The sequence below is a fragment of the Aeromicrobium sp. REDSEA-S32_B7 genome (genome assembly GCF_001626145.1).
Lineage (GTDB): Bacteria > Actinomycetota > Actinomycetes > Propionibacteriales > Nocardioidaceae > Aeromicrobium > Aeromicrobium erythreum.
Map to the genome: position 1 here is coordinate 19,370 of NZ_LUNF01000048.1, position 24,411 is coordinate 43,780.

At 70.3% G+C, this 24,411-nt stretch carries 29 protein-coding genes and 2 pseudogenes; 20 read left to right on the forward strand and 11 right to left on the reverse strand.

The features are described 5' to 3' along the window. Window positions 1-249: 249 nt before the first annotated feature. Window positions 250-1,470, reverse strand: a pseudogene (locus A6Q79_RS03420) (IS3 family transposase). Window positions 1,471-1,982: 512 nt separating this feature from the next. Between A6Q79_RS03420 and A6Q79_RS03425 the strand changes: the two are divergent. From A6Q79_RS03425 to A6Q79_RS18560, 3 genes are read left to right on the forward strand one after another with little or no spacing between them, the layout of a single operon-like run. After that, window positions 1,983-4,373, forward strand: a complete 2,391-nt coding sequence (locus A6Q79_RS03425) for an SIR2 family protein (protein WP_286690956.1) — start codon at window positions 1,983-1,985, stop codon at window positions 4,371-4,373. Continuing rightward, entirely contained in the window at window positions 4,366-5,568 is a 1,203-nt protein-coding gene (locus A6Q79_RS03430) for a glycosyltransferase (protein WP_144433834.1), read from the forward strand. Before A6Q79_RS03425 ends, A6Q79_RS03430 begins: the two co-directional genes overlap by 8 nt. Further along, a complete protein-coding gene (locus A6Q79_RS18560) occupies window positions 5,565-6,146 on the forward strand; it encodes a histidine phosphatase family protein (RefSeq protein ID WP_083516520.1) in 582 nt (193 codons plus the stop codon). The genes A6Q79_RS03430 and A6Q79_RS18560 overlap by 4 nt, the downstream gene beginning before the upstream one ends. A 257-nt stretch (window positions 6,147-6,403) precedes the next feature. Here the strand turns inward: A6Q79_RS18560 and A6Q79_RS03435 are convergent, their stop codons facing one another. Both A6Q79_RS03435 and A6Q79_RS03440 read right to left on the reverse strand, forming a co-directional pair. After that, the gene (locus A6Q79_RS03435; protein WP_286690957.1) at window positions 6,404-7,159 is read right to left on the reverse strand and encodes an alpha/beta fold hydrolase; all 756 of its coding nucleotides are present in this window, start codon (window positions 7,157-7,159) and stop codon (window positions 6,404-6,406) included. A 16-nt stretch (window positions 7,160-7,175) separates the two neighbouring features. Beyond that, window positions 7,176-8,153, reverse strand: coding sequence for an SDR family oxidoreductase (locus A6Q79_RS03440; protein WP_202967688.1), 978 nt, complete (start codon window positions 8,151-8,153; stop codon window positions 7,176-7,178). 136 nt (window positions 8,154-8,289) lie between these two features. Between A6Q79_RS03440 and A6Q79_RS03445 the strand changes: the two genes are divergently transcribed. Both A6Q79_RS03445 and A6Q79_RS03450 read left to right on the forward strand, forming a co-directional pair. Then, complete coding sequence (locus tag A6Q79_RS03445; protein ID WP_317696298.1) at window positions 8,290-9,186, forward strand: oxidoreductase; 897 nt, start codon at window positions 8,290-8,292, stop codon at window positions 9,184-9,186. Window positions 9,187-9,227: 41 nt separating this feature from the next. Further along, window positions 9,228-9,983, forward strand: coding sequence for a TetR/AcrR family transcriptional regulator (locus A6Q79_RS03450; protein ID WP_067860850.1), 756 nt, complete (start codon window positions 9,228-9,230; stop codon window positions 9,981-9,983). Window positions 9,984-9,995: 12 nt separating this feature from the next. On the opposite strand, the gene A6Q79_RS03455 is transcribed toward A6Q79_RS03450, so the two are convergent. From A6Q79_RS03455 to A6Q79_RS03465, 3 genes are all read right to left on the reverse strand, one after another. Continuing rightward, window positions 9,996-10,166, reverse strand: coding sequence for a hypothetical protein (locus A6Q79_RS03455; protein ID WP_202967686.1), 171 nt, complete (start codon window positions 10,164-10,166; stop codon window positions 9,996-9,998). 155 nt (window positions 10,167-10,321) lie between these two features. After that, window positions 10,322-10,594, reverse strand: coding sequence for a universal stress protein (locus tag A6Q79_RS03460; protein ID WP_317696305.1), 273 nt, complete (start codon window positions 10,592-10,594; stop codon window positions 10,322-10,324). A 34-nt stretch (window positions 10,595-10,628) separates the two neighbouring features. Next, window positions 10,629-11,066, reverse strand: a complete 438-nt coding sequence (locus tag A6Q79_RS03465) for a DoxX family protein (RefSeq protein ID WP_286690959.1) — start codon at window positions 11,064-11,066, stop codon at window positions 10,629-10,631. A gap of 139 nt (window positions 11,067-11,205) precedes the next feature. Between A6Q79_RS03465 and A6Q79_RS03470 the strand changes: the two genes are divergently transcribed. Next, entirely contained in the window at window positions 11,206-11,826 is a 621-nt protein-coding gene (locus tag A6Q79_RS03470) for a LysE family translocator (RefSeq protein WP_067860844.1), read from the forward strand. A gap of 28 nt (window positions 11,827-11,854) precedes the next feature. Here A6Q79_RS03470 and A6Q79_RS03475 read toward each other — a convergent pair whose 3' ends face one another. Beyond that, window positions 11,855-12,334 (reverse strand): NUDIX domain-containing protein, encoded by a 480-nt coding sequence (locus tag A6Q79_RS03475; RefSeq protein WP_067860843.1) that lies wholly within the window; start codon window positions 12,332-12,334, stop codon window positions 11,855-11,857. 64 nt (window positions 12,335-12,398) lie between these two features. On the opposite strand from A6Q79_RS03475, the pseudogene A6Q79_RS18565 reads away from it, so the two are divergent. The 8 genes and pseudogenes from A6Q79_RS18565 to A6Q79_RS03510 form a co-directional block, all read left to right on the forward strand. Then, window positions 12,399-12,650 (forward strand): annotated as a pseudogene (locus tag A6Q79_RS18565) (alcohol dehydrogenase catalytic domain-containing protein); the annotation flags it as partial. Between the two features lie 265 nt (window positions 12,651-12,915). After that, on the forward strand, window positions 12,916-13,086 hold the full coding sequence (locus tag A6Q79_RS03480; RefSeq protein ID WP_317696310.1) for a zinc-binding dehydrogenase: 171 nt from the start codon (window positions 12,916-12,918) through the stop codon (window positions 13,084-13,086). A gap of 112 nt (window positions 13,087-13,198) precedes the next feature. Next, entirely contained in the window at window positions 13,199-13,753 is a 555-nt protein-coding gene (locus tag A6Q79_RS03485) for a PadR family transcriptional regulator (protein WP_286690961.1), read from the forward strand. Next, window positions 13,750-14,442, forward strand: a complete 693-nt coding sequence (locus tag A6Q79_RS03490) for an ABC transporter ATP-binding protein (RefSeq protein ID WP_286690962.1) — start codon at window positions 13,750-13,752, stop codon at window positions 14,440-14,442. Before A6Q79_RS03485 ends, A6Q79_RS03490 begins: the two co-directional genes overlap by 4 nt. Continuing rightward, window positions 14,439-15,254 carry an ABC transporter permease gene (locus A6Q79_RS03495; protein WP_317696314.1) on the forward strand — a complete coding sequence of 272 codons (816 nt, stop codon included), beginning with the start codon at window positions 14,439-14,441 and terminating at the stop codon, window positions 15,252-15,254. Before A6Q79_RS03490 ends, A6Q79_RS03495 begins: the two co-directional genes overlap by 4 nt. Next, window positions 15,235-15,666 carry a hypothetical protein gene (locus A6Q79_RS03500; protein ID WP_317696317.1) on the forward strand — a complete coding sequence of 144 codons (432 nt, stop codon included), beginning with the start codon at window positions 15,235-15,237 and terminating at the stop codon, window positions 15,664-15,666. The genes A6Q79_RS03495 and A6Q79_RS03500 overlap by 20 nt, the downstream gene beginning before the upstream one ends. A gap of 3 nt (window positions 15,667-15,669) precedes the next feature. After that, window positions 15,670-15,810: a hypothetical protein gene (locus A6Q79_RS03505; protein ID WP_158509224.1), complete on the forward strand. Its 141-nt coding sequence runs from the start codon at window positions 15,670-15,672 to the stop codon at window positions 15,808-15,810. A 47-nt stretch (window positions 15,811-15,857) separates the two neighbouring features. Beyond that, on the forward strand, window positions 15,858-16,169 hold the full coding sequence (locus tag A6Q79_RS03510) for a DUF4235 domain-containing protein (protein ID WP_067861961.1): 312 nt from the start codon (window positions 15,858-15,860) through the stop codon (window positions 16,167-16,169). Between the two features lie 95 nt (window positions 16,170-16,264). Here the strand turns inward: A6Q79_RS03510 and A6Q79_RS03515 are convergent, their stop codons facing one another. Further along, a complete protein-coding gene (locus A6Q79_RS03515; RefSeq protein ID WP_317696333.1) occupies window positions 16,265-16,810 on the reverse strand; it encodes a type 1 glutamine amidotransferase domain-containing protein in 546 nt (181 codons plus the stop codon). Between the two features lie 36 nt (window positions 16,811-16,846). Continuing rightward, window positions 16,847-17,143 (reverse strand): WhiB family transcriptional regulator, encoded by a 297-nt coding sequence (locus A6Q79_RS03520; protein ID WP_067860831.1) that lies wholly within the window; start codon window positions 17,141-17,143, stop codon window positions 16,847-16,849. A gap of 178 nt (window positions 17,144-17,321) precedes the next feature. On the opposite strand from A6Q79_RS03520, the gene A6Q79_RS03525 reads away from it, so the two are divergent. The 6 genes from A6Q79_RS03525 to A6Q79_RS03550 all read left to right on the forward strand — a co-directional run bounded on the left by A6Q79_RS03525 (window position 17,322) and on the right by A6Q79_RS03550 (window position 22,589). Then, a complete protein-coding gene (locus A6Q79_RS03525) occupies window positions 17,322-18,302 on the forward strand; it encodes a MerR family transcriptional regulator (protein ID WP_286690965.1) in 981 nt (326 codons plus the stop codon). Between the two features lie 36 nt (window positions 18,303-18,338). Then, a complete protein-coding gene (locus A6Q79_RS03530; protein WP_286690966.1) occupies window positions 18,339-19,142 on the forward strand; it encodes a crotonase/enoyl-CoA hydratase family protein in 804 nt (267 codons plus the stop codon). A gap of 517 nt (window positions 19,143-19,659) precedes the next feature. Then, window positions 19,660-20,421, forward strand: a complete 762-nt coding sequence (locus tag A6Q79_RS03535; protein WP_067860826.1) for a class I SAM-dependent methyltransferase — start codon at window positions 19,660-19,662, stop codon at window positions 20,419-20,421. Window positions 20,422-20,438: 17 nt separating this feature from the next. Continuing rightward, window positions 20,439-21,038 (forward strand): YigZ family protein, encoded by a 600-nt coding sequence (locus A6Q79_RS03540; RefSeq protein WP_286690967.1) that lies wholly within the window; start codon window positions 20,439-20,441, stop codon window positions 21,036-21,038. Between the two features lie 52 nt (window positions 21,039-21,090). After that, complete coding sequence (locus tag A6Q79_RS03545; RefSeq protein ID WP_286690968.1) at window positions 21,091-22,041, forward strand: helix-turn-helix transcriptional regulator; 951 nt, start codon at window positions 21,091-21,093, stop codon at window positions 22,039-22,041. After that, window positions 22,038-22,589 carry a dihydrofolate reductase family protein gene (locus tag A6Q79_RS03550; protein WP_286690969.1) on the forward strand — a complete coding sequence of 184 codons (552 nt, stop codon included), beginning with the start codon at window positions 22,038-22,040 and terminating at the stop codon, window positions 22,587-22,589. The genes A6Q79_RS03545 and A6Q79_RS03550 overlap by 4 nt, the downstream gene beginning before the upstream one ends. Window positions 22,590-22,598: 9 nt before the next feature. Here A6Q79_RS03550 and A6Q79_RS03555 read toward each other — a convergent pair whose 3' ends face one another. Continuing rightward, the gene (locus tag A6Q79_RS03555) at window positions 22,599-23,726 is read right to left on the reverse strand and encodes a glycerophosphodiester phosphodiesterase (RefSeq protein WP_286690970.1); all 1,128 of its coding nucleotides are present in this window, start codon (window positions 23,724-23,726) and stop codon (window positions 22,599-22,601) included. 62 nt (window positions 23,727-23,788) lie between these two features. Beyond that, entirely contained in the window at window positions 23,789-24,316 is a 528-nt protein-coding gene (locus A6Q79_RS03560; protein ID WP_067860816.1) for a TetR/AcrR family transcriptional regulator, read from the reverse strand. Window positions 24,317-24,411 lie beyond the last annotated feature (95 nt).

Here is a 24,411-nt window from a genome sequence, read left to right on the forward strand (position 1 = left end):
TGTGGAATCGGCCAGCGGGCGCGAGTTGATGGGCTCACTGACGCAGAGGGCGAGATCTTGGCAGCGGGACTCCACGAGTTGTTTATGGATCACCTCTCCCACACAGGTCGGTTGGAGTAGGCCAACTGCTCCGGGCGAGCGCGCGTGCGGGATCTACAGCTAGATCTCCAACGGACGAGAGTGGACCGGTCCCTCTCCAGACGCAGCTATGGCCTTGGGGACTGCTGCACCGATGGGTGACAGGTGGGGTTAGGCCGCCAGGGCGACGGTCTGGTTCATGATGGTCTCCCACTCGATGGGGGTCAATCGGCCGAGGACGGCTTGTCTGCGTCGGCGGTGGTAGGTCCGTTCGATCCAGGTCACGATCGCGATCCGCAGCTCTTCGCGGGTGGTCCAGTGACGGGTGTTGAGGACGTTCTTCTGCAGTAAGGCGAAGAAGGACTCCATGGCGGCGTTGTCTCCTGCTGCGCCGACTCGTCCCATCGATCCGACCATGTCGTGGCGGGCGAGTGCGGCGATGAAGCGGCGGCTTCGGAATTGGCTGCCGCGGTCTGAGTGCACGATGCAGCCGGCTACGTCGCCGCGGCGGGCGACAGCGTTCTCCAAGGCTCGGACGGCGAGGTGGGAGGTCATGCGGTCGCTGATGGAGTAGCCCACGATCCGGTTGGACCAGTGGCCTTGATCGCGCAGAGGTAGACCTTTCCCTCATGGGTGGGGTGTTCGGTGGGGGCACCTCCCTGCACGGAGTGCTCGGGGGAATGTCGGTCAGCCAGATCTGGTTCGCCCTCCCGGCCTGGAAGACCCGGTTGAGCAGGTCGTCGTGGGCCGGCGGGCCGGGCTTCTTGCCGTTCCTGCCGCGCTTCTTTCCGAAGGAGGACCACCACTGGTTGTCTGAGCAGATCCGCCAAACGGTCCGCTCGGCCGGTCCGAACCCGGCCTCGCGGACCTCATCGACCATGAACCGATACCCGAACTGGGGGTCCTGGTCGTGAGCGTCGAAGACGGCGTTGGCCAGGTGGGCGTTGTCCCACTCTGAGGTCGTGACCGGGGCAGCGAGCCAGCGGTAGTACTGCTGGCGACACAGCCCGAGCACGCGGCAGCTGAGCGAGACTCCGATCCCGTCAGCCGCGAGCTCCCTCACGAGTGGGAAGAGCCTTTTCCCGGCAGATTCGCCTGAGACAGGTAGGCCGCCGCGCGGCGCAGGACCTCGTTCGCCCCCGCGAGCGGGAGGTGCCCCCACTGCTCGAGCAGGCGGATCCGCTTCTTCGCCTCGCGCAGTTCGGCGTTCTCTGCCGCGGTGGTTCCGGGCTTGAGGCCGTCCTCGACGTTCGCAGTCTTCATCCAGTTGGCCAGGCACGACTCGCTGATCCCGAAGTCAGCGGCGATGTCCTTCAACAGGACTCCTGGCTCGCGGCTCCTGGCGACCCGCACGACGTCCTCGCGGAAATCACGGGGATAGGGCTTGGGCATGGTGCACATCCTTCCAGCGGCACCTCACGGCACCACAGATCAGATGTCACCTATCGGTGCAGCAGTCCCTTGGTCTGTCGCGAGCAGCGCGGTGGCTGCATGAGGCGCACGTTGGCTCATCCATATCTTAGATGGCGCATCGTCACATTGTGGTCGGTCCCGGTGTGCCAGGCCGAGGTGGGGTGGCCATACCGACCAACACGACCGAGACCGACGGCATGCCGTTTCAGTCGGTGCCGGTGAAAAAGCCTTAAGCTATCGAAGTCTGCCCAGCATCGCTTCGAACCGGACAGAGACCGACGCGGATCCGCCTCCACGCTCGAACGGCCGATCGGGGGCTAGTGTCTCCAGTGCTTTCTCGATGCTCGATGTGGCTACGTGGGGTAGTGAACGCGCGGCTTAGACGGCGACCTGGTCTCAGTGCATGCGTCACAAGGGCGTTCATCGTTGTTCGAACGACTATTTCTGTCATTCTTCGTTTCCCGGCCTTCCGGCAGAGCCAGGATCAGCACATGACAACGCCACAAGACGATCTCCTCGACGGGGAGCTGATCGCGTCAATCGCGGACGGGACCTGCGTTCTGTTCCTGGGTGCGGGATTCACGAGCGCATTCAGCAGCGTCGGCGGCGAGAACGTGAAGACAGCCTCAGAACTCGGCGAGTCGATTGTGAAGTCGCTGATCGAACGACTCGACGGGAGCTCCCACGTCCCTGCGCGCGTCATCGCCGCGACCACGAGCCTGACCGAGGACGGCAGGCGGACCTATCAATTGCGACTCGCGTCCCAATTCTTCATCTCTGAACTCGTGCGGTACGGAAACATCGATCCTGAGGTGGCGCGAGAGGACCTGGTCGAGCTACTTGTCGAGGAGACCGGCCAGTCGTTCAGCCTGGAGACGGTCACGGCGGCGGCACCGCTGCTGTCCCTGCCATGGTCATCCATCTACACGACGAACTACGACTCGCTCGTCGAGTCCACGCTGGCGGCGATCGGCGTCCCGTATCAGGTCACGAGCAGGCCCAGCGACCTAGTTGAACGGGCTGGCGACCGTCTCGAGATCGTGAAGATTCACGGCAGCATCGACGAAGTACACCTAGATCGCGAGCTTCCCCTTGTCGTGACTTCCGACGACTACGCGAGTTTTGGATGGACACGCGGGCTTCTCCTGGACGAACTCAGAGTCAACCTCGCTCAACGCGACGTCCTCTTTCTTGGATACGGGCTGCAAGACGAGAACCTCGACACGGTCATCCGGGAGGTCTCGCGGGCGATATCCCATACGCCGCGTTCCTTGTACGTGCAGACGCGAGGGACGGCTGAAGAGCCGTGGTGGAACTACCTGCGACTCCGGAACTTCAAGGTGAGAAGGTCGCAAGACTTGGTCCGCCTCGCGGGCAGGCTCAACGAAGCACTCACCGACTTCAGGACCAGTCACGATGCCGGTTACGTCGACTACGCCGTCACCAGTCGCAACGGAAACGACGATAAGTACGACACGGCCGAACTGATGAGTATCAAGACTGCCGTGGCGCGCGAGACATGGCGATCGTCACGAACATTCGCTTCAACGGTTGACCTTTCCTCCTGCGGCAGTGACCCAGTAGCCGCCCTCTACTTCTTCATGAGGGCCAAGCGAGTCGAATCTACGGATCCCGGCGCGCAGCAGATGCTTGTCGCCCGCAAGACCGCGATACGCGAGTGGTTGAAGAGCCACACACTCCACGTAACTCCGACGCGACCGAACTGGCACCGTACCCTCGAATGTCTCGGACTCTCGGCACCGGAACTCGACGACGACCATGTGAGACGCGTAGTGGAGCTCGTGCGAAAGAACTCACAAGTGCACTCGGACTCGCTCTCCAAGTGGTTGACTCTCCAACTCGTCCGGGATCTCCAGATGAAAACCGACCCGGACGAACTGACAGCACTCAACGGATTCGTGATCGGTGAAGCACGTTCCTGGCGGGCAGAGCCGAACTCCCGAGCTGGGTCGCAATGCCGGCCCGTGGTCCCCCGCCTGGCGTGGATCCTTTGCCGAGTCGGGGGCTACGAGGACTTTCTTCGTCCGGCCGACCAACAGACCTGGGGAGATCTCTTGCTCTCCTGGGAACTCAGCAAAGTCAGCGGACGACCCGTGCGGCTCTCGGACGAACCCGAGCAGGTGAGACGTCTGTCAGACGGTGTAAGGGTAGACAGCCGATGGATTCGCAGACTTACCGGACCCTCCGCAGAATCCTGGAGTTCGCTCGCAACGGCCCCGCTCAGCCGCCGTGCATCTTTGCGAGCGGAACTGGATCGAGCGCGTTCGGCTGGACCCGCAGCGGTAGTGACTCTGCTCGAAGGAATCGACCTCGAGCTCCGAGGCAGCGACCGACATTCGGACGTCGTCGAACCCTTCTTCGCGTCCTTCGTCCTGCTGGAACATCTTTCAGCGCTTCTCAAAGACCCCAATTGCGACGACGCGACGCTGTCCACCGCGCACCGGCAGCTAATGAGTGCAGCCAACGATGCGATCGACGACCTCGAGGCCGACCCGGACGGCTCCAGTGTGCAGTCCAGCCGTGCGAGCCATTTCGCCACAGCTATGTGCCGGGATCTGCTGTACGGGACACGCACGTTGGAGCAACGACAGATGATGTCGGGTGTCGAAGCCGACCGCTTCGTCCATCTGACTAAACGACTTGCAAGGCTCAGTGGGTCCCATCAATGGATGGTCGAGAATCTTCTCAACGTGTCGGTCCACCTTTCCCGACTGCCCGAGTCGACTCCGCTCGTACAAGATGTCCTCGATGACATCCACGCTCAAGTGACTCGCGAACCGGTATGGGAGTCGCTCAGTCCCCTCCTTCGGTACTACGTGGCGAAATCGGAACAGGCGAAAGGATGGAACGTCCGTGGCTAAGCGAACTGTGGTGGCCGTCGATGCGCGCCGAGCAGGCGCGAGCGGCATCGGTCGATACACCCAGTGTCTGGTCGAGGCCTTCCGATTCTCCGAAGCACTCCGGCATCGCTTCGAGCTGGTCGAACTAGTAAACCCCTCGGCCCGCATGAGCCAGACCCAGTACCCTTGGGACGCGGCGCTTCTTTCCACGTGGGCGAGCAATGGTCTTTCGCAAGCACTGAAAGACGTCGGCGCCGGACTGTTCATCGCCCCGCAGTACTACGTGCCGCCGGTCGACGTGGTGCCACTGGTCAGAGTCCTCCACGACGCTCAGCCCTTCTGGGGTGACTTCCCGTCGCCATCCCGAGACGTCTTCGAGACTCTCTATGGCGCGGACGTCCTCCTGGGCCTCGCACGGGAACTAGGCGTCGAGTCGGCCTGGCTGGATAGAGACTCGCGTTCCGCTGTTGCGAACCTCATCCAGCGTATGTACGAGAAGGGATCCGAGAGCGCCGACGAGTTGATGACGGTATCCCACTTCAGCGCAACTGACCTCGTCAGATACCTTCCCCAGACCAAGGGACGGTGGCACGTTGCCTATCCGTTCGTCTCGTCTACCCTCGCGCCATCGAACGCACCGGTCCCGAGAGGCGACCCGATGATCATCGGGGTCAGCAAGATGGAGCCGCGCAAGAACCAGCTTGCACTGATCAATGCGGCGAATCGGCTTCGGTCCGAACATCCCCATCTCCGCCTGGTGCTGGTGGGTGGTGCGACAGCCAGTTTCCCCGCTTATGCAGACTCAGTCAGACAAGCCGCTAGACGAGCTGACTGGGTGACGTTGTTGGAAGACGCATCAGACGCGTTGCTGGCCGACCTCTACCGGTCGTGCGATCTCTTCGTGTCGGCATCCGTTTCCGAAGGCTTCGGGTTCCCCGGGTTGGAAGCCTTGGAGGCTGGGGCACGGGTCCTCGTCGGTTCCGAGACCTCGATGCGAGAGATCTACGGGTCCGCAGCCTCCTATTTCAACGAGTCAGGTCTCCGTGCCGAGGAAGGTTCACGTGCTTATCGCCGAGCGCTCGATCACCTGTACGGCGCGATGCGGCTGGCACTGAACCGCTCGATGCCGATCGATGGTGGCATATCCTCGCGAGTCCTCCCGACAGTGGAGACGTTCGGCGACGATCTGCTCGCTGTCATGGAGCGAGTTCTATGACCATCGTCTTCGTGCGGCACGCCGCCACGGACGCCAACGAAGTCGGACGAATGGCCGTCGGAGTGCCAGGACCACCGCTCTCAGCCGCCGGACGATCTGCCGCAACGGCGAAACGCGCCTACTGGCGGGCTCAACTGCCGCCGCACGAAGTATTCGTCAGCCCTGCTGCTCGGGCCATCCAGACCGCCGACATCCTTTTCCCGGAGTCTGAGAGCACGATCGTTTCTGGATTCGCGGAAGTCGACCCAGGGGACTGGGGCCGCGACGACTGTTCAGAAGGAACACATCAACACGCCAGCCTGCTCAGGGACTGGGAAGCCGGACGGAACTTGAATGCAGCACCTCCGAACGGCGAGTCCGGTGATGCCGTGCTTCGACGCCTAAGCGAAGCGGTAGCAACGCTGACTGCTTGCGAGGGGAAGCGGCGGATCATTCTCATCAGCCATTTTGCTGTGGCACGCATGCTGCTTGCGCACTTCCTGCCAGACTGTGAACCGCCGCGGCGAGGGTTCCCGGCGCTACTAGACGCGTTCAGGCTGGGGCGACTTGAGAATCCGACGGGTCTCGAGCCGCAGTAAGGTTGCGCAGGGACCCAGAGCTCGACCATGGACAGTCGATGCCTCGGGAACGGAAAGTCGTCCGGAGCATCGAGGCGGCGGCAGGACCAACTTCACGAATCGTGGGGGCCTTGGGAAAGCCGCCTCGCTCGCCGAGGGCGCGCCGCTGACGGCACGCTCGGTAGCGATGATCTGCCGTCAGCTTTCGTGGCAGGTGCCCGACTCCGTCGAGGGTGACGACGCGGACGTCGGGGACGGTGCGGGCGAAGCGCTCGACGTCACGGGCGGTGGAGAGGGGGTCCTGGGCGCCGCGGATGATCAGCGTCGGTGCGGACACGTGCTCGAGGCCGGCTGAGGGATCGCTCGTGAACGCCGACAGCAGCGTCGGCAGCGATCCGCGGGCGCCCAGCTCGCGCATCACGTCGCGGGCGACGTCGGGCGACAGGGTCCTCGGGGTGGGCGACGTAGCCGCGCATGAGGACGCGCCGCACGAACGCCGACTCCGCGACGACATCGGCCGCCGCCGACGGCAGCGGGAGCCCGATGGTCGCGAGCTGCTTGACGAGGGTGGTCACCGCGCGCGGCTCGCTGGTCAGGGTGCGCAGCGGGTGCCGGGGGAGGTCCGTCAGGGCGAGCACCGGACCCCCGGTGAGCACGAGGCGCCGGACCCGCCGCGGGTGGTCGACGGCGAGTCGCGTGCCGACGATCGACCCCATCGAGTGGCCCACGACGTCGACGGCGCCCAGCCCCAGCTGGTCCGCCAGCTCGTCGACCGCGGCGGCCATGGCGTCGAACGTCAGCCCGGCGGGCGGCATGGCCGAGCGCCCGAAGCCGGGAAGGTCGACGGCGAGCACGCGTGCCCGCTCGGACAAGGCCGGGATGACCGGCGTGAACCAGCGCCAGCTGGCCGCGATGCCGTGCAGCAGCACGACGACGCGCTCGGCGTCCGGGTCGCCGACGTCGACCAGCCGCAGGTCCGCGCCGCCCACCTGCACCGTGCGCTCGCTGCTCTCCCACTCGACCTCGCGACCCATCGCCCGGCCCCTTCCCTCAGACGCCGCGGCGCGCGGCCTCGCGACGCGCGAACTGCTCGTACGACGTCGGCGCCCGGTCGAGCAGGGTCGGCAGGTGCGAGAGGTCGCCGGCCGGCAGGCCGTGCTCGTCGTAGTGGCTCATCATCGTCCGGTACGTGTCGACGGCGTCCCTGCTCCAGGTGTTGATCCCCCGGACGTTCCGCGCACCGTCGAGCGCCTTGAGCAGACGCACCACCGACGTCGCCCGCGGCGAGGGGAGGGCCGCGACCAGCTGCGGGAGGACGTGCACCGACCGCAGCGGGTTCGTGATCGACGCCGGCGGGATCCGCACTGCCGTGACGCGATGCCCAACGACCTCCGACCAGGCGGTCGCCATCTCCTCGCGCGTCAGCTCTTGCGCCGACAGGTCGTACGTCTGCCCGACGTGACCTGACGGGTCGCGCAGCACCCGCACGGCCGCCTCGGCCACGTCCTCGACGTCGACCACGCCCATGACGCTCTGCGTGCTCACCGGGTAGGGCATGGATCCGACGCGGATGAAGTCCCACAGCTCGAGGTAGTTCTGCATGTAGTGCGACGGCCGCAGCACGGTGACCGGGATCCCGGACTCCTTCAACCGCTGCTCGGCGACGTCCTTCTGGTGATGGTGCGGGAGGACGTGCAGGTCGGGGTGGACCACCGAGTGGAACACGAGGTGCCGCAGGTCGCCGCTCGTCGCCGCGTCGATGAAGGCGTCGAGCAGCGGCTGCTCGTCGATGATCTGCGTCGGGGCCGCGTGGTACGCGCGACCAGCGCCGCGCAGCGCGTCAGTCAGGGCGGACGCGTCGCGCAGGTCGCCGACGACGACCTCGGCGGCGCCTGCCCGCCGCGCGACGCCCGCCTGTTGATCGTTCTTGACGAAGGCGCGGACGTGCTCGCCCGCGGCGGAGAGGCGCTCGACGAGCGGTCGACCGACCCCGCCCGCAGCGCTCGTCACGACGATCAGGTCCGACATGGGCGTCCACCCTTCACCTCTGGCGGCCTCGGCCGCGGGCTCCTTGATGCGAACTATGCACGACGCAAACGTCATTCGCAAAACTCACGGATCTGCTCTACCGTCTCGTCGTATGACCTGGACACCTCCGCCGGACGTGACCGGCACACGCGTCGTGCTGACCGGTGCCACCGGCGGCCTCGGCTTCCACGTGGCACGTTCGCTGGCGGACCGTGGGGCCGAGGTCTACATGACCGTGCGCGACCTCCGCCGCGGCGCCGGGCTCGTCGAGCGGCTGACCGAAGAAGCCCCGCAGGCGCGTATGCAGCTGCTCGAGGCGGACCTCGCCGACCTGGGGTCGCTGGAGCGCGCGGCGCGAGAGCTCCGGGAGCGGACGCCGTCGGTCGACGTCCTCGTCAACAACGCCGGCATCATGCTCGCGCCCGACGTCCGCACCGTCGACGGCCTCCCGCTGCAGATGGGGACGAACCACCTCGGCCACTTCGCCTGGACCGCGCACCTGTGGACCCACCTGGCGCCCGCCGGCCGCGTCGTCACGGTGAGCTCGGTCGCCGCCGCCAGCGCGCGACGCCTCGACCTCGACGCGTGGGCTGCGTCGTCGACGCGACGCCGTGACCGGCGGTGGCGCGCCTACGCGGAGTCCAAGCTCGCGAACCTGCTGTTCACGCGGGAGCTGGCCCGACGACTCTCGGCAGGCGCGAGCGCGCGGACGGCCGTGGCGGCGCATCCCGGCCTGGCCGCGACCGAGATCACGCAGACCGGCATGGCGATGGGCCACCCGGTGCTCGGGTGGCTCCTGACCCGCGCGATCCGACCCGGTCTGCAGAGCGCGCACGCCGGCGCCCAGCCGATCCTGCGAGCCGCCCTCGACCCCACGCTCTCGTCGGGCGACTGCGTCGGACCCTCGTGGCCGGGCCACACCCGGGGCCGCCCCGTCCTCGTGCGCATGCCGTCCCGCGCGCACGACGAGGAGCTCGCCGCGCGCCTCTGGTCGGCCTCCGAGCAGGCGGTGGGTCTCGCGTTCCCCGTCTGACGGCCGGCGGTCAGTGTCGTCGTCGTCCCTATGCTGAGCCCGTGAGCCGACCGTCCCGCTTCGACGTCGCGCGACGTCGCGCCGCGGTCGCCCGCGCCTTCGACGAGGGGGTGGGCCCCGAGCAGGTCGCGACCGAGCTCGACGTCCACCCCGCCACGATCTACCGGTGGGCGGGAGAGCTCACCGGGAGCCGCGCCGAGCAGCGTTCCGACGGGCACGAGGACGTGTCGAGCCGGCTGGTGCGCAGCGCCCAGCAGCTCCTGCGCGAGCACGAGTACGCGGCCGTCACCATGAAGATGCTGGCGGGCGGCGCCGGGGTCTCCGTGCGGTCCGCCTACCAGCGCTTCGACACCAAGCAGGACGTCTTCGGTGCCGCCGTCGACGCGGCCGCGACCGAGATCATCGAGCGGATCGCGCAGGAGACGCCTCGCCACCTCAGCCCGGAGCCCCTGGAGCAGCTGGAGGAGCTCCTGGTGGTCGCGGCGCGATGCGTCTACGCCGTCCAGGGCGCCCACGTGCTGTTCTGCGACGTCGGCCTCCCGCGCGAGGTCGTCGACACCGGCCGCTGGCACCAGCTGTTCGTCGACGTGGTCGCGCGGCTCCTGCACGAGGCGCAGCGGCTCGGCCAGCTCGGCCCGGACGACGACCCCGACCACCTCGCCGTCGGGATCGTCGCCGGGGTCCGCGGCGTGCACGCCGCCGTCCTCGGTGGATCGACCGACGCGACCACCGGCCAACGACTCGTCCGCGTCCTCGCTCAGGTCGGCTCGACGTCGCCCCGCGTGGTCGGCGGCTGAGAGTCCCGGCGCTCAGTCGTCGAGCGCGTCCAGCTCGTCGAGCGCCTCGCGGGCTCGGGCGAGGCGGGCGGCGGGCTCGTCGTCCCACCAGCGGGGTCCGCGCTCCCCGAGACCATGCTTCGCCAGGCCGACGCGGTGCCGGGCGGCCGCCACCGCGTCGTCGTCGCCCGCCTTCTTCGCCACGCGCACGCCGGAACGGCCGCGACCCAGGTGCGACGTCAGCCGCTCGACGACGTCGTCGGGCAGGGAGGGGTCGGTCCGGCGCCAGCGTCGGCCCTTGACGACGAAGTAGTGCTCGTCCTCGGCAGGGCCGTCCGAGGGGCCCGCGTCGCTCAGGGTCAGGCCTTGACGGCCACGACGGGCGCGTCGGCCTCGAGGAGGATGCGCTGCGAGGTGCTGCCAAGCACCAGCTTGCCCACCGGCGAGCGGCGTCGCTGGCCGATGACCACGAGCGACACGTCGTCGCCCTTCGCGTGGTCGAGGATCGAGTCGGCGGCACCGCCGGCGCCGCGGAAGTGCACGACGTCGCCCTCGACGCCGGCCTCCGCCAGCCACGCGAGCGCGGCCTCACCCTCGGGGGTCGGGACGTATCCGGCGACGATCGTGGTCATGCTTCCTCCTGGTCGGTCCCTCCCACCGTAGCCCTCAGCGGCGGCCACGCGCGGCGAGCGCGTCGACGCTCCAGCGGCCGGGTCCGACGAGCGCGAGCAGGAACGCCACGGCCGCGAGGACGAGCACGAACTCCGACCCGCCGTCGGAGACCAGGAACGCGTCGCGGTGGGCGTACCAGGCCGCGCCGAGCATGCCGAGCCCGAGCAGCGGGGCGACGACCGTCGTCAGCGCGCCGAGCACCAGCAGGGCGCCACCGACCACCTCGAGCGTGGCCAGCGCGACCGCGGCCACGTCGGCCAGCGGCACGCCCATCGCGGCAAAGCCGTCCTGCGTCCCGCCGATGCCGCCGGACCACTTCTGCCAGCCGTGGACGACGAACGTGACGCCGACGACCGCCCGCCCGATGAGGAGGCCGAGGTCCTGCGCGGTGGCGTGTCGGCGGTGGTCGAGTGTGCGAGCGATGGTGGACATGGGAACCCCCGAGGTACGTGGACGGTACGTGTGAGGGACGAACGACTGCTGGGTCGAGTTCCGCGCGGGTCGTGTGAGGCGAGTCGCGCGAGGTCGTGAAGCGGTCCGCGCGACCGGCCGCGAGGCCTACGATCCTCGGGTGGCGACCTACCTCTCCTTCCTGGCGTTCGCAGCGCTCCTCGCCGTCGCGCCGGGCCCCGACACCTTCCTGACCCTGCGCGCCAGCGTGGTCGGCGGACGACGTCGGGGCCTGTTCACCGCGGCCGGCATCTCGACGGCCGGTGCGCTGCAGGGCCTGCTGGCCGCCATGGGTCTCGGCGCGGTGCTCGCCGCGTCGGAGCCGGTGTTCCAGACCATCCGCTGGGCCGGCGTCGTCTACCTGACGTGGCTGGGCGTCGGGGCCCTGCGCGCGGCGCTGCGTCGCGACGGGTCGGCCTGGACCGTCGGCTCCGGTCGCGCCCAGGTGCGCCGCCGGACTGCCTTCCGGCAGGGCTTCGTCTGCAACGTGACGAACCCGAAGGTGCTCGCGTTCAACCTGGCCGTGCTGCCGCAGTTCGTCGGCCACGACCAGGGGGTCGCGGTGCTCGCGGCCTACGCGTTGACGCTCGTGGTCGTCGGCGCGGTCGTGCTGCTCGCGGTCGTCGTGGCCGCCTCGGGCGCGGCGTCGCGCATCGCCCGCCCTGGCTTCCGCCGCGGCGTGGACGGCGGCACGGGCGTGGTCATGCTCGGCTTCGCGACCGCCCTCGCCGCCGAGGGTTGAGATCCCCGACGGTCCTCGCGAGCGACGTTCAGTCGGGCGGCGACGTCTTGAAACGAGCGGACACCTCGTCCGAGAGCCCCGCGTCGACGCGCGTGCGCATCTCCGCGGTCATCTCGGGCAGCGCATCGCGCGGGAACCAGCGAGCCTCCGTGTTCTCGCCGTCTGCCGGGTAGGGCTCGCCCGAGACCCAAGCCAGTCGAAACGTCAGGTCGACGAACCGGGTTCGGTCACCGTTGGGGTAGACGACCTCGCCGCTGACGTCGACCGAGGCGAGTCGGATCGGATCGGCGACCACGCCAGTCTCCTCGAGGGTCTCGCGCACGGCTGCCGCAGCAGGTTGCTCGCCGGGATCGATGATGCCGGTCACCGGCGTCCACGCACCGGTGTCGGATCTGCGCACCATCAGTACGAGATCGTCCTTGCACACGACGGCGATGGCGCCCGGCAGCCAGAGCGGGTCCGTGCCGATCTTGGCGCGCAGGGCGAGGACGAAGTCCGGGGTGGCCATGCCCCGAGCCTAGACGCCGCGGAATGGTCCACCGGTCGCGTCCGTTGACACCTCCATGCGTGCCATGACCTATGCCCAGTACGGCGACGACGACGTCCTCGAGCTCACCGACCAGCCGACCCCCAAGGTCGGGCCGGGCGAGATCCTCGTGGAGGTGCGCGCCGCCTCGGTCAACCCGGTCGACTGGAAGCTGATGAGTGGCGGCCTCGACGCGATGATGGACGTCCGCTTCCCGGTGGTCCCGGGCTGGGACGTCGCCGGCGTCGTCTCCGCCGTCGGCATCGACACCCCCGAGTTCGCGGTGGGTGACGAGGTCGTCGCCTACAACCGCCAGGACTACGTGCACCGCGGGACCTTCGCCGAGCTGACGACGGTGCCGGTGCGAGCCGCCGCCCGCAAGCCACGCGACCTGTCCTGGGAGGAGGCGGCGTCGCTGCCGCTCGCCGGACTCACGGCGTTCCAGGCGCTCGAGCGGCTCGAGGTCGGCCCCGAGGACACCGTGCTCGTCCACGGCGCCGGCGGCGGCGTCGGCGTCCATCGCCGACCCCGACGCGCTCGAGCACGGCGGCCTGTGGCTGTGGGTGCGCCCCGACGCCGACGACCTCGGCCGCCTCGTCGGCCTGGTCGACGACGGCACCGTGCGCGTGGAGGTCGACGACGTCTACGACCTCGAGGACCTCGCCGACGCGTTCGCGCGCAGCCGCGAGGGCCACGTCCACGGCAAGCTCGCCATCCGCGTCAGCGAGGACTGAGCCGCACAGCGATGTCGACGCCCTCCCACCCCGCGGGTGGGAGGGCGTCGTGCGTCCGCGTGGTCGTGCGCGACTCTTCACCACATGAATACATGATGTGTATAGTTGCGCCATGGCTCTCGCCCACGTGCTGCTCGGCATCCTCGCCGACGGACCCGCGCACGGCTACGACGTGAAGCGCGCCCACGACGCCCGCTTCCCGGCAGCCAAGCCGCTCGCCTACGGGCAGGTCTACGCCTCGCTCGGCAAGCTGTCGGACGACGGCGCGGTCGAGGTGGTGGAGACTGCGGACCCCTCCGGCGGTCCCGAGCGCACCACGTACGCCCTGACGGACGAAGGTCGCTACCGCCTGCAGGCGTGGCTCGACGACGTCGAACCTCCCGCCCCTGCGGCCGCGGACGACGTCGTCCGCAAGACGATCACCGCCCTCCATGCCGGAGGTGACGCCGTCGCCTACCTCCGCCGACAGCGCGAGGCCCACCTGGAGGCCATGCGCCGACTCGTGCGAGAGCGCGACGCCGCCACCGACGTCGCCGCACGCGTCAGCGTCGACCACGCCGTCGCCCACCTCGACGCCGACCTGCAGTGGCTCCAGGCCGCCGCCGACCGCTTCGCGCGAGCCTCCCTCGAACCCCGACGCCCCTCCAGTGCAGGAGCCACCCGATGACCACGACCCCGCCCGCCGTCGTCGCACGCGCCCACGAGGTGCACCAGTCCTACGGCCGCTCCCTCGCCCTCGCAGGCGCCTCCGTCCAGGTGGTGGAGGGCGAACGGGTGGCGGTCACCGGGCGGTCCGGGTCCGGCAAGTCGACGCTGCTGCTCGCCCTGGCGGGTGTCCTCAGGCCGCAGTCGGGGACGGTCGAGGTCGTCGGGCACGACCTCGACACCCTCGACGACGCGCAGCGCACGCGGCTGCGGCGGCGAGAGATCGGTCTGGTGCTCCAGTTCGGGCAGCTCGTCCCCGAGCTCACGGCCCTGCAGAACGTGGCCTTCCCGCTGCTGCTCGAGAAGTCGGCGCGAGACGCGGCCGAGGCCGCCGCCCACCACTGGCTGGATCGGCTCGGGGTCGGGGACCTCGCCGGTCAGCGACCGGGCGAGCTCTCCGGCGGCGAGCAGCAACGGGTCGCGATCGCCCGCGCGCTCGTCACGTCGCCGCGCCTCGTGCTCGCCGACGAGCCGACCGGCGCGCTCGACACCGTCACCGCCGAGGAGGTGCTCGACGTCATGCGCACCGCTACGGCGGAGTCCGGTGCGGCCCTCGTCGTGGTTACCCACGACAACCGCGTCGCCGCAGCCCTCGACCGCGAGGTCGTGCTGCGCGACGGTCGTGTCGTCAGCGAGGAGGCGGCGCGATGAGGAGCGTCGTCCCCGCGCTCCTGCGCGCCGGGGCAGGGTCGCGCGCTCTCGTCGTGGTCGCCGCGACCGCGGTCGCGACCGCCGTGCTCATGGCGGCCGCGTCGATCGCCATGCTCTGGTTCGAGCGCATTCCCTCGGACCTGGTCATCGACGCCCGCGGCTACGGCACCGACCTCGAGTCCGTCAACTGGATCGTCGCCGACCCAGGTACGCGTGGCGGCGTGCTGTTCGGCGCGATCGTGCTCGTGCTGCCCCCGCTGCTGCTGCTCGACCAGGCGGTGCGGCTGGGCGCCGCCTCCAGGCAGCGACGTGACGCGGCCCTCCGGCTCGCCGGGGCCACGCGGCGGGACGTGCGAGCCCTCGCGGCCCTCGAGGTGGCGCTGCCTGCGCTCGTCGGAGGAGTGCTCGGCATCCCCACGTTCCTGCTGCTCCGGTCCCTGCTCGCGGGTCCGGGCTTCCTCGCCCCGACGTCCTTCCCACCCCTGTGGGTCGTCCCGCTCGTCCTCGTCGGCGTCGCCCTGGTCGGCGCCGGTGTCGGCGCGCGAGCGGGCAAGGACGACCCGCTGGGCACTCGCCTTGGGCCTCATCGTCCTCGGCCTGGTCGGCTCCGCGCCCTGGGTCGCCTACGGCGTCGCCCGTCGTGTCGTCCGTCGTGCGAGGACGGCACCCGACCTGCTGGCGGCACAGCGGGTGCTCGTGGCCCCCGGGGCCGCCGGCAGGGCGGCGGCAGGCGTCGGCGCGATCGGCCTCGCGCTCGGCACTACGGCCGTCTTCTCCGGCGACGTCATGGCGATGGGCCAGTGGGAGGCTGACGGAACCTACGACATCGGCGCGGTCGCGACCGCCGTGGCGGCCCTCGTCGCGCTGGCGGTGCTCGCGGGCTCCCTCGCCGTGCACGCCGTCGAGTCCATCTGGGAGTCGCGGCGGGAGATCGCGTTCCTCGCGGCCACGGGCACGACCCAGGTCGACCTCGACCGGGCGCTCCTGCGTCAGGTGCGGCTCGTCGCCGTCCCGCTCGGCGTGACCGGCGCGACGATCGGCGCGCTCGGCTACTCCGGCCTCCTGCTCGTCGGGGAGTCGCTCGGCGGGACCCGGCTCGTGGCGGTCGTCGTCGGGATCCTCGGCACCTGGGCGTGCGTCAGCCTCGCGGCCTGGGCGGCCGCCCGACTCGTCAGGCCTGTGGCGGTCGATGCGGCCCGCCCACTGCACCTGCGGACGGAGTAGGCCGTGGACCGGTTCACGTCGGCGAACCGACGCCGCGCCGCGCACGGCCGACGCCGACGGCGCGTGCAGCAGGTCGTGGCCACCGCGCTGCTCGGGTCGGCGTTCACCCGTCCTGACGTGGTCCGCCGTCGGGACGACGCCTGACCGTCGCCGGGGTGCGGCCGTCGGTGCGGATGGCTACCGTCGGTCCCATGCCCAGTCGCGCACCCTCGAAGCAGCCCAGCACCTCGGCCAAGCTCCTCTACCGGCCCGTGGGGATCGTCAGCTCGATCCTCGGCGGGCTGCTGTCGAGCCTGATCTTCAAGCAGATCTGGAAGCGCGTCAGCCCGAGCAGCGACCAGCGCTCCGACGCGCCCGGTCCGCTGGAGAGCGAGTACCCGATCAAGGAGATCCTCGTCGCGGCGGCGCTGCAGGGCGCGATCTACGCCGTCGTCAAGGCGGTCATCAACCGCCAGGGCGCCCGCACGTTCGAGAAGGTCACCGGCGAGTGGCCCGGTTCCTGACGCACCTCGCGGACGACGAAAGTCCCACGATCGACGAAGGCGCTGCCACCCCGGTCGGGTGACAGCGCCTTCGTCGTCGTTCGGGATCGCGAGCCTCAGCCCGCGAAGACCTCCACGAGCTTCGCGTTGAACGCCGGGATGTCGTCGGGGTTGCGGGAGGTGACGAGGTCCCAGCCGTTCGCCGGGCAGTGGAACACCTCGGCGTCCTGCCAGGTGCCACCGGCGTTCTTGACGTCCGTCGCCAGCGACGGGAACGACGTGAGCGTCTTGCCCGGGAGCACGCCGGCCTCGACCAGCGTCCACGGGGCGTGGCAGATCGCGGCCACCGGCTTGCCGGCGTCGACGAACGCCTTCACCAGGGCGACCGACGTCTCGTCGGAGCGCACCTTGTCGGCGTTCACGGTGCCGCCGGGCAGCACCAGGGCGTCGTAGTCGGACGCCGAGGCGTCGGCCACGGCGACCGTCGCCTCGAACGTGGCGTCCTTGTCGGTGTCGTTCACCATCGACTGGACGGTGCCGGCCTCGGGCGCGACGTGCACGGGTGTGCCGCCGGCCTCGACGACCGCCTTCCACGGCTCCTCGAGCTCGGGCTTCTCCACCCCGATCTCGGCGGTGAGGAAGGCGATCGTCTTGCCGGACAGGGATGCATCGGACACGGGGAGTCCTCTCGGTGGGGGTCAGGCAGCGCGGTGAGGGTGCGGGCTGCGGCTGAGGATGTCGCGCCGCTCGGCCTCGCTGAGCCCTCCCCACACACCGTACGGTTCCTGCACCGAAAGCGCGTGTTCACGGCACTGCTCGATCACCGGGCAGCGCAGGCAGAGCGCCTTCGCGGCCTGTTCTCGGCGGGCCTTCGGCGCTCCGCGCTCGGCCTCCGGCGAGAAGAAGCTCTCCGGATCGACCTCACGGCAGAGACCGTCGTACTGCCAGTCGTACGTCTCCTGCAGCGGCATCGGCAGGCGTCTGATGTTGACCATTTCGTGCCCCCTCTCGGTCGCGTCGGAGTCTCCGGCGACCTTGATGGGCTCCGGGACGGAGAGGCTCCGACCAGAAACACAACTTGCTCACAATCTATGCACCTTGAAGCAGAATGGCAAGATCCTGGATCCTCCGTAACATGAGCAACCTACCCAGGAAGGCTGGGAGGTGGCGTAGGTGAAGGAAACACCAGGACGTCCCGAGGAACCCCGTCAGCCCGCGGGACAGTGGAGCGACGTCGCCGACGCCGGCACTGACCTGACGTGGGGCGTGGGAGCGGTCTCCTCGCGACTCGGTGTCGCTGCGTCGACCCTGCGCACCTGGGAGCGTCGCTACGGCATCGGTCCGAGCCACCGCACGCACGGCGGGCACCGCCGCTACACCGAGCGCGACATCACCCGCGTCGAGCTGGTCCGCCGCATGGTCTCGCGCGGGGTCTCCGCGCAGGACGCCGCCCGCGTCGCCCGGCACCTCGACCGCGACGATCTCGCGTCGGCGTTGCGGGGCGAGACCGGCCACACGGCTCCGGTCGAGACCGACGACGTCCTCGACTCCCTGCTCGCCGCGGCCACCGCCAGCGACGAGACGCGGTTGCAGCAGCTCGTCACCGGCGTGCTGGAGTCCTCGTCCGTGCTCGAGGCGTGGCGCGACGTGCTGTCTCCCACCCTGAGCCGCCTCACGCAGGAGGCCTCCCGCGGGAACCTCGAGCGCGACGCGCTGTCCCTGACGCTGCGGGCGGTGCTCGACGCGCTGCTCGAGGTGCGTGGGCCCAGCGCCCCGCCCGCCCAGGGTGGGCTCAAGCCGCAGGTGCTGCTCGCGACGTTCACGGAGGAGTCGCAGGCGCTCCCGTTCGTCGCCTGGGCGGCCGCGCTCGCGCAGGCCGACGTCGTGCTGCGCGTCATCGGTCCCGACATCGGCCCGCGGGAGGTGCTCGACCTCGCCTGGAGGCTGTCACCGTCGGTCGTCGTGCTCTGGAACGCTCCGGGCGACTCGGCGGGGATCGTGCGTCACCACGTCGAGAACGGTGGACGCGCCGCCTTCATCCGGGCCACTCCCGGCTGGCCCGACGAGCTGCGGATCCGCTACGGCACCGAGGCCCCCGAGGTCGCCGCCGACGTCGGCACCGCCGTGCGCAAGGTCCTCGACCGCGTGCGCTGACCGCGACCTCGTCGGGGCGAGGTCTAGCCTTGATCCATGACCACGTCTGCCGTCCTCACCCGCATCGACGGACCCGTCGCGTACGTCAGCCTCAACCGGCCCGAGAAGCTCAACGGCGTCGACTTCGACGTCCTGCAGGGTCTGCTCGACGCTGCCGCCGAGGTGCGCCGTCACCGCGACGTCCGGGCCGTCGTGCTGCAGGGCGAGGGCGACTCGTTCTGCGCCGGACTCGACTTCGCGTCGGTGCAGCCGCAGCGGGCGAAGGTCGCCCGGTTCTTCCTCACCCTGCCCTGGCGGGCGACGAACGGGTTCCAGCAGGCGCTGTGGGCCTGGCGCGAGCTGTCGGTGCCCGTGATCGCCGTGACGCACGGCCACGTGTTCGGTGCGGGCATCCAGCTCGCGCTCGCCGCCGACTTCCGCTTCACGACGCCCGACGCGCAGTGGTCGCTGCTGGAGGCCAAGTGGGGCCTCGTGCCCGACATGAGCGGCACCGTGCCCCTCGTCGAGCTGGTCGGAGCCGACGTCGCCAAGCGGCTCGCGATCACCGGCGAGACCGTCTCCGGTGCCGAGGCCGCGGAGATCGGCCTGGCGTCCGGCGTCGCCGACGACCCGCTGAAGCCGGCGCTGGAGCTGGTCGACGCGATCGTCGCCCGGTCACCCGACTCCGTCGCCGCCAGCAAGAAGCTGCTCAACCAGGTGCGCCTCGGCGGCCTGCGTTCCGCGTTCCGCCGCGAGCGCCTCTACCAGCTCGCCATGTTCCGCTCCCCGAACACCGCGATCGCCCGCAAGGCGGGCCTGAAGCGCGAGCAGCCGGAGTTCGGCCCCCGCACGTTTGGCTGAACCTGAAGGCGCCCAGCGCCTGAACGGTGAAGCCAGGTCGAGTGGTGCACCGGCGGAGCCGGTCCCGCTGTATCGAGACCTCGGCAGTGTCCAGACCCAGGCACGCCCGGTCTGGTGACGCTGAGCCGTTGCCGGGTGGTCTCGATACGTCAGGACTTCGCAAGCTCGTCCTGACTACTCGACCAGCGGAACCTTCCGCTGGTCGAGTGCCTCCACGAGCGCCAGCGAGGGGAGGTGCTGGAGCCGTCGCACCAAGGGCGTAGCCGCGACGGAGCGAGACCACTCCGAGCGGTCGCTGGGGGTCGGTTTGCGCTGGGCCGTTGCCGGGTGGTCTCGATACGTCCGAGCCTCGCAAGCTCGCTCGGACTACTCGACCAGCGGAACCTACCGTTGGTCGAGGAGCGCGGAGCCGGGAGGGACGAGCGTGCTTCGGGCGTATCGAGACCACTCCGGGCTTTCCCGGGGGAGGGGCGCACCGCGCAGGCTGGGGGCGGGGTGCGTTGTTAGGCTGGCGCGCGTGACGGACGAGAAGCGCAAGAAGGTTGCCGACCAGTACGACCGCGGCTACGACTACACGGCCTACTGGGACAACCGCGACTACGAGCACGCTGCCGAGGAGGCGGCGATCCGTCGTCTGCTGGACGGCCGTCACTTCGGCCGGGCGGCCGACGTCGGTGGCGGCTTCGGCCGGCTCTGCCTGCTGCTGCGCGAGTACGCCGACCACGTCACGCTCGCCGAGCCGAGCCGCACTCAGCTCGAGGCGGCCGAGCGTGTGCTCGCCGGCACCGACATCGCGCAGGTGCAGATGCAGGCCGACGACCTGCAGTTCGACGACGCGTCGCTCGACCTGCTGACGATGGTGCGCGTCATGCACCACATCCCCGAGCCGACCACCGAGTTCTCCGAGATCGCGCGGGTGCTGAAGCCCGGCGCCACCGCCCTCATCGAGGTCGCGAACTACGGCCACTTCAAGAACCGTCGACGGTTCAAGAAGGAGGGCAAGGCCCTGCCGAAGGAGCCCGTCAGCATCCGCACGGCCACGGCCGAGGAGCCCGACGCGATCGCGTTCGTCAACCACAACGTCGACACCGTCGTCGAGCAGCTCGCATCCGCAGGGCTGCACCTCGAGCGCAAGCTGTCGGTCTCGAACCTGCGCAGCGAGAAGCTGAAGAAGGCGCTCCCGACCGGTCTGCTCGTCTCGGTCGAGAAGGCCCTGCAGGAGCGGCTCGCGTCGCGCGACTTCGGTCCGAGCATCTTCCTCGAGCTGCGCCGCCGCTGACCGCCGACCACTACCTGGTGCCTGCGGGCTCGGCCGACGTCGAGCTCGAGGTCAGCCGTTCGCGGTTCGTCGCGCACGTCGCCCCGGTCGACGACGAGGATGCGGCTCGTGCGGTGGTCGCCGCTGTGCGTGCACGTCACCCGACCGCCGGCCACCACTGCACGGCCTTCGTCGTCGGCCCGGACGCCCGGCTGCGCCGCTCGAACGACGACGGCGAGCCGTCCGGCTCCGCGGGCCGGCCGATGCTGGAGGTGCTGACGGGGCGCGGCGTCAGCGACGTCGTCGCCGTCGTGTCGCGGTGGTTCGGCGGGACGCTGCTCGGCGTCGGCGGCCTGGTGCGGGCCTACGGCGACGCGACCATGCTCGCCCTCGACGCCGCGGGCACGCGGGTGCGTCGACGTCGGTTCCTCGTCGACGTGACCGTCCCGGTGGACCTCGTCGGCGTGGTCGAGAACCGGCTCCGCGCCGGGTGGGACGTCGTCGACGTCGTCTACGGGACGCGCGTGGTGCTGACGCTCGCCGTCGAGCCGGACCGCGACGGCGAGGTGAGCGCGACCGTCGCCTCGTTGACGTCGGGACGCGGCGACGTCTCGACGGTCGGCGAGACCTGGCGGTAGGTCAGCAAGAACGGTCGGGCGCGGCCCGGGTCGTGGCGTCCAGACTGGTCGCATGCCCGCTCCTGCACCGGACCGCCTCGTCGCCCTGCTCGACGCGGTGCTGGCCGACGAGCGTCCCCGGCTGGCGGACATGGCCGCAGGCGCGCACCTGTCAGCCTTCCACCTCTCGCGCCAGCTGAGCGCGGCCACCGGCGAGCCGCCCGTCGCACTGCGCCGCCGGGTGCTGCTGGAGCGGGCGGCCTGGCAGCTGCAGCGCGGCGCCCGCGTCACCGACGTGGCCCTCGCCGCGGGCTACGACTCAGTCGACGGCTTCGCCCGCGCCTTCGGCCGCGCGTTCGGACACCCGCCGTCGCAGCTGCCGCCCGCCGTGGAGCGAGGGCACTGGCTCCCGGCACCGAACGGCATCCACTTCCACGGCCCGTCGGTGCTCTACGTCGCCGCGGGGGAGGCGCGGGAGCACCCCGCCGGCGACGTCCTGGAGATGCTCGTCCGGCACGACATCGACGACGTCCGGGCGCTGCTGCGGGCGTCGCGGCTGCTCGGGCCGCAGGCGCTGGACGCCGTGCGGATGCCGGGCCACCGCGTCACCGACTGGCACGGGCCCGAGGAGACCCTGCGCGCCGTGCTCACCCACCTCGCCCTCGGCGTCGAGCCGTGGCTGGCCGTCCTGGAGGGCGGGGCGGCGCCGTCCGACCCCGGCGTCGCCAGCGTCGCGGACCTCGTCGGCCGGCACGACGAGCTGTCCCCGCGTTGGCTCGCCTGGGTCCGCGACGTACAGCGACGCTCCGCCTGGGGCGACGCCGTGGTCGACGCGCTGTGCGAACCCCCGGAGTCGTTCCGCCTCGGTCAGGTGGCGTCGCACGTCCTGACGTTCTCCACGCAGCGTCGGCACGCGGCCCGGTGGATGCTCGCGCAGGCCGGCGTCACCGACCTGCCCGACCCCGACCCGATCCTCTGGCACCGCCGTGCCGGGCACGACGACCCGAGAGGCCTCCACCGATGACCGAACGTCCCCGCGTCCGCTACGTCACCGCCACCACGCTCGACGGCTTCCTCGCCGACGAGCAAGACTCGCTGGACTGGCTGCTGGAGCAGGACCACGACCCCGAGGGTCCCGGCGGGCACGAGCACATGGACGGTGCCGGCGCCCTCGTGATGGGGGCGACGACCTACCGCTGGGTCGTCGAGCACCTCGCGCGCTCGGGCGAGCGCTGGCCGTACCCGCAGCCGACCTTCGTCGTCACCCACCGGACGCCCGACCGCGCCTCGACGAGCGTGCGGCTCGTCCAGGGCACGCCGACCGACTGGTGGCCGCAGGTCGTCGCAGCGGCCGACGGTCGGGACGTGTGGGTCGTCGGGGGAGGTGCGCTCGCCGCCGACCTGGCCGGGGAGGGAGTGCTCGATGAGCTGATCGTCTCGATCGCGCCCGTCACGCTGGGGTCAGGGAAGCCGCTGCTTCCGGCGCGCTTCGACCTGCGCCTGCGCGACGTCGACCGCAACCGGGCCTTCGTCGTCGCGCACTACGACGTCCTGGGTCGCCGCGCCGGCTGAGCGCGAGGCTCAGCGGCGCTTCTGCCAGGCGGCGCGGGCGGCGACGGCGGAGTCGGGGTAGTCGGCGAACACGCCGTCGACGCCGGCGTCGAAGTAGCGGAACAGCTCGGTCCGCACGTCGCCCGGGGCGTTCGGGTCGGTGCCGAGGCGCAGGTCGGTGGGCAGGAACTGGTTCTCGTTGCGGATCGTGTAGACCACGACCTTGAGCCCGGCGCGGTGCGCGTCGGCCACGAGCGACGTCGGCGTCGTGTGCGCGCCCTTCGCGTCGCGGGGGATGACCTGGCTCTTGTCGGGGCCGATCCAGCGGGCGTAGCGGGCGACGGAGCGCAGACCCTGCGGCGTCGTCAGGTCGGCGTAGGTCGTGTCGTCACCGCGCGACACCAGGTCGTACGGCGCGCCCGACGCCGACGTCAGCTGCACGAGCGGCACGCGGGTCCAGCGGGCGAGCTCCTTGAGGTTGGAGGTCTCGAAGGACTGGACGACGATCGGTGCGTTGCGTCGGTCCCAGCCGGCCTTGCGGATCGCGCGCACGAGCGGACGGTTCAGGTCGAGCCCGATGGAGCGGAAGTAGGTGGGGTGCTTGGTCTCGGGGGCGACCGCGATGGTGCGGCGGCCGCGGCTCTCGCGCTTCGCGAGCTCGACCACCTCCTCGAAGGTGGGGATCTCGAAGCGCCCGTCGTACACGGTGTTGCCCGGCCGCACCTGCGGGAGACGCTCGACCGCACGCAGCGTCTTGAGCTCGGCCAGCGTGAAGTCCTCGGTGAACCAGCCGGTCACGTCGACGCCGTCGATCACCTTGGTCGTGCGCCGGTCGGCGAACTCCGGGTGCGAGGCGACGTCGGTGGTGCCGCTGATCTCGTTCTCGTGACGGGCGACCAGGACGCCGTCCTTGGTGCTGACGAGGTCGGGCTCGATGACGTCGGCGCCCTGGCGGATGGCGAGCTCGTACGCGGCGAGCGTGTGCTCGGGTCGGTGGCCCGACGCACCGCGGTGGGCGAAGACGGTGACGGTGCGGGTCGGCTTCTTGCCGTGCTGGACGACGGGCTTGTCGTGCGTGGGCGCGACCGGGGTGGCGACCGCGACGCTGGGGGTGGCGATCGCGCCGGCGGCGGCGAGACTGACAGCGAGCAGCTTCATGACACCAGGGCAGCCGCCGCGGGTGAACATCGGGCGACATCGCGTCGCCGATCACATGACGGTCAGAGGGCGCCGAGGCGCTGCAGCACGTCGCGCACGTGCTGGAGGGCGTTCTTCTCCGCCAGCCCGGTGGTGTCGTCGAAGTAGAGGCCGTCGCCGATGAGCTGGATGGTGCGGGCCAGGGACTCGTCGCCGAGGTGCTCGCGGAGCACGACGAACCACCCCTCGCGCAGGTCGGCCAGCGCGTCCGAGGCGCGGGTGTCGTTCTCCTGCGCGATGCGACCCGCGGCGATGAGGGCACGGTCGAAGTCGGAGCCGGAGTCGACGGACGTCTCGAGGTAGTAGCCCACGGGCCCCTCGGGCGCCTCGCTCATTGCCTCGGCGTCGCGTGCGCCCTGCTCGCGCAGCCGGGTGAGCATGCCGTCGACGAGCTCGTCCTTGCTGTGGAAGTGGTACAGCAGACCGCCCTTGGAGACCTCGGCCTGCGCGGCGACGGCGTCGAGCGTGGCCGCGCGGCTGCCCTGGGTGACGAGGAGCGTCTCGAACGCGTCGAGCACACGGTCGCGGGTGGAGCGCTCGGCCGGCGGCATGGCGTGAGCCTACCCGGCGGGGTGCGACACGGATCACCGACGCGGACGGGTACGTGGGTTAGGAACTGTACCGGCTGGACGGTATAGTGTAGGTC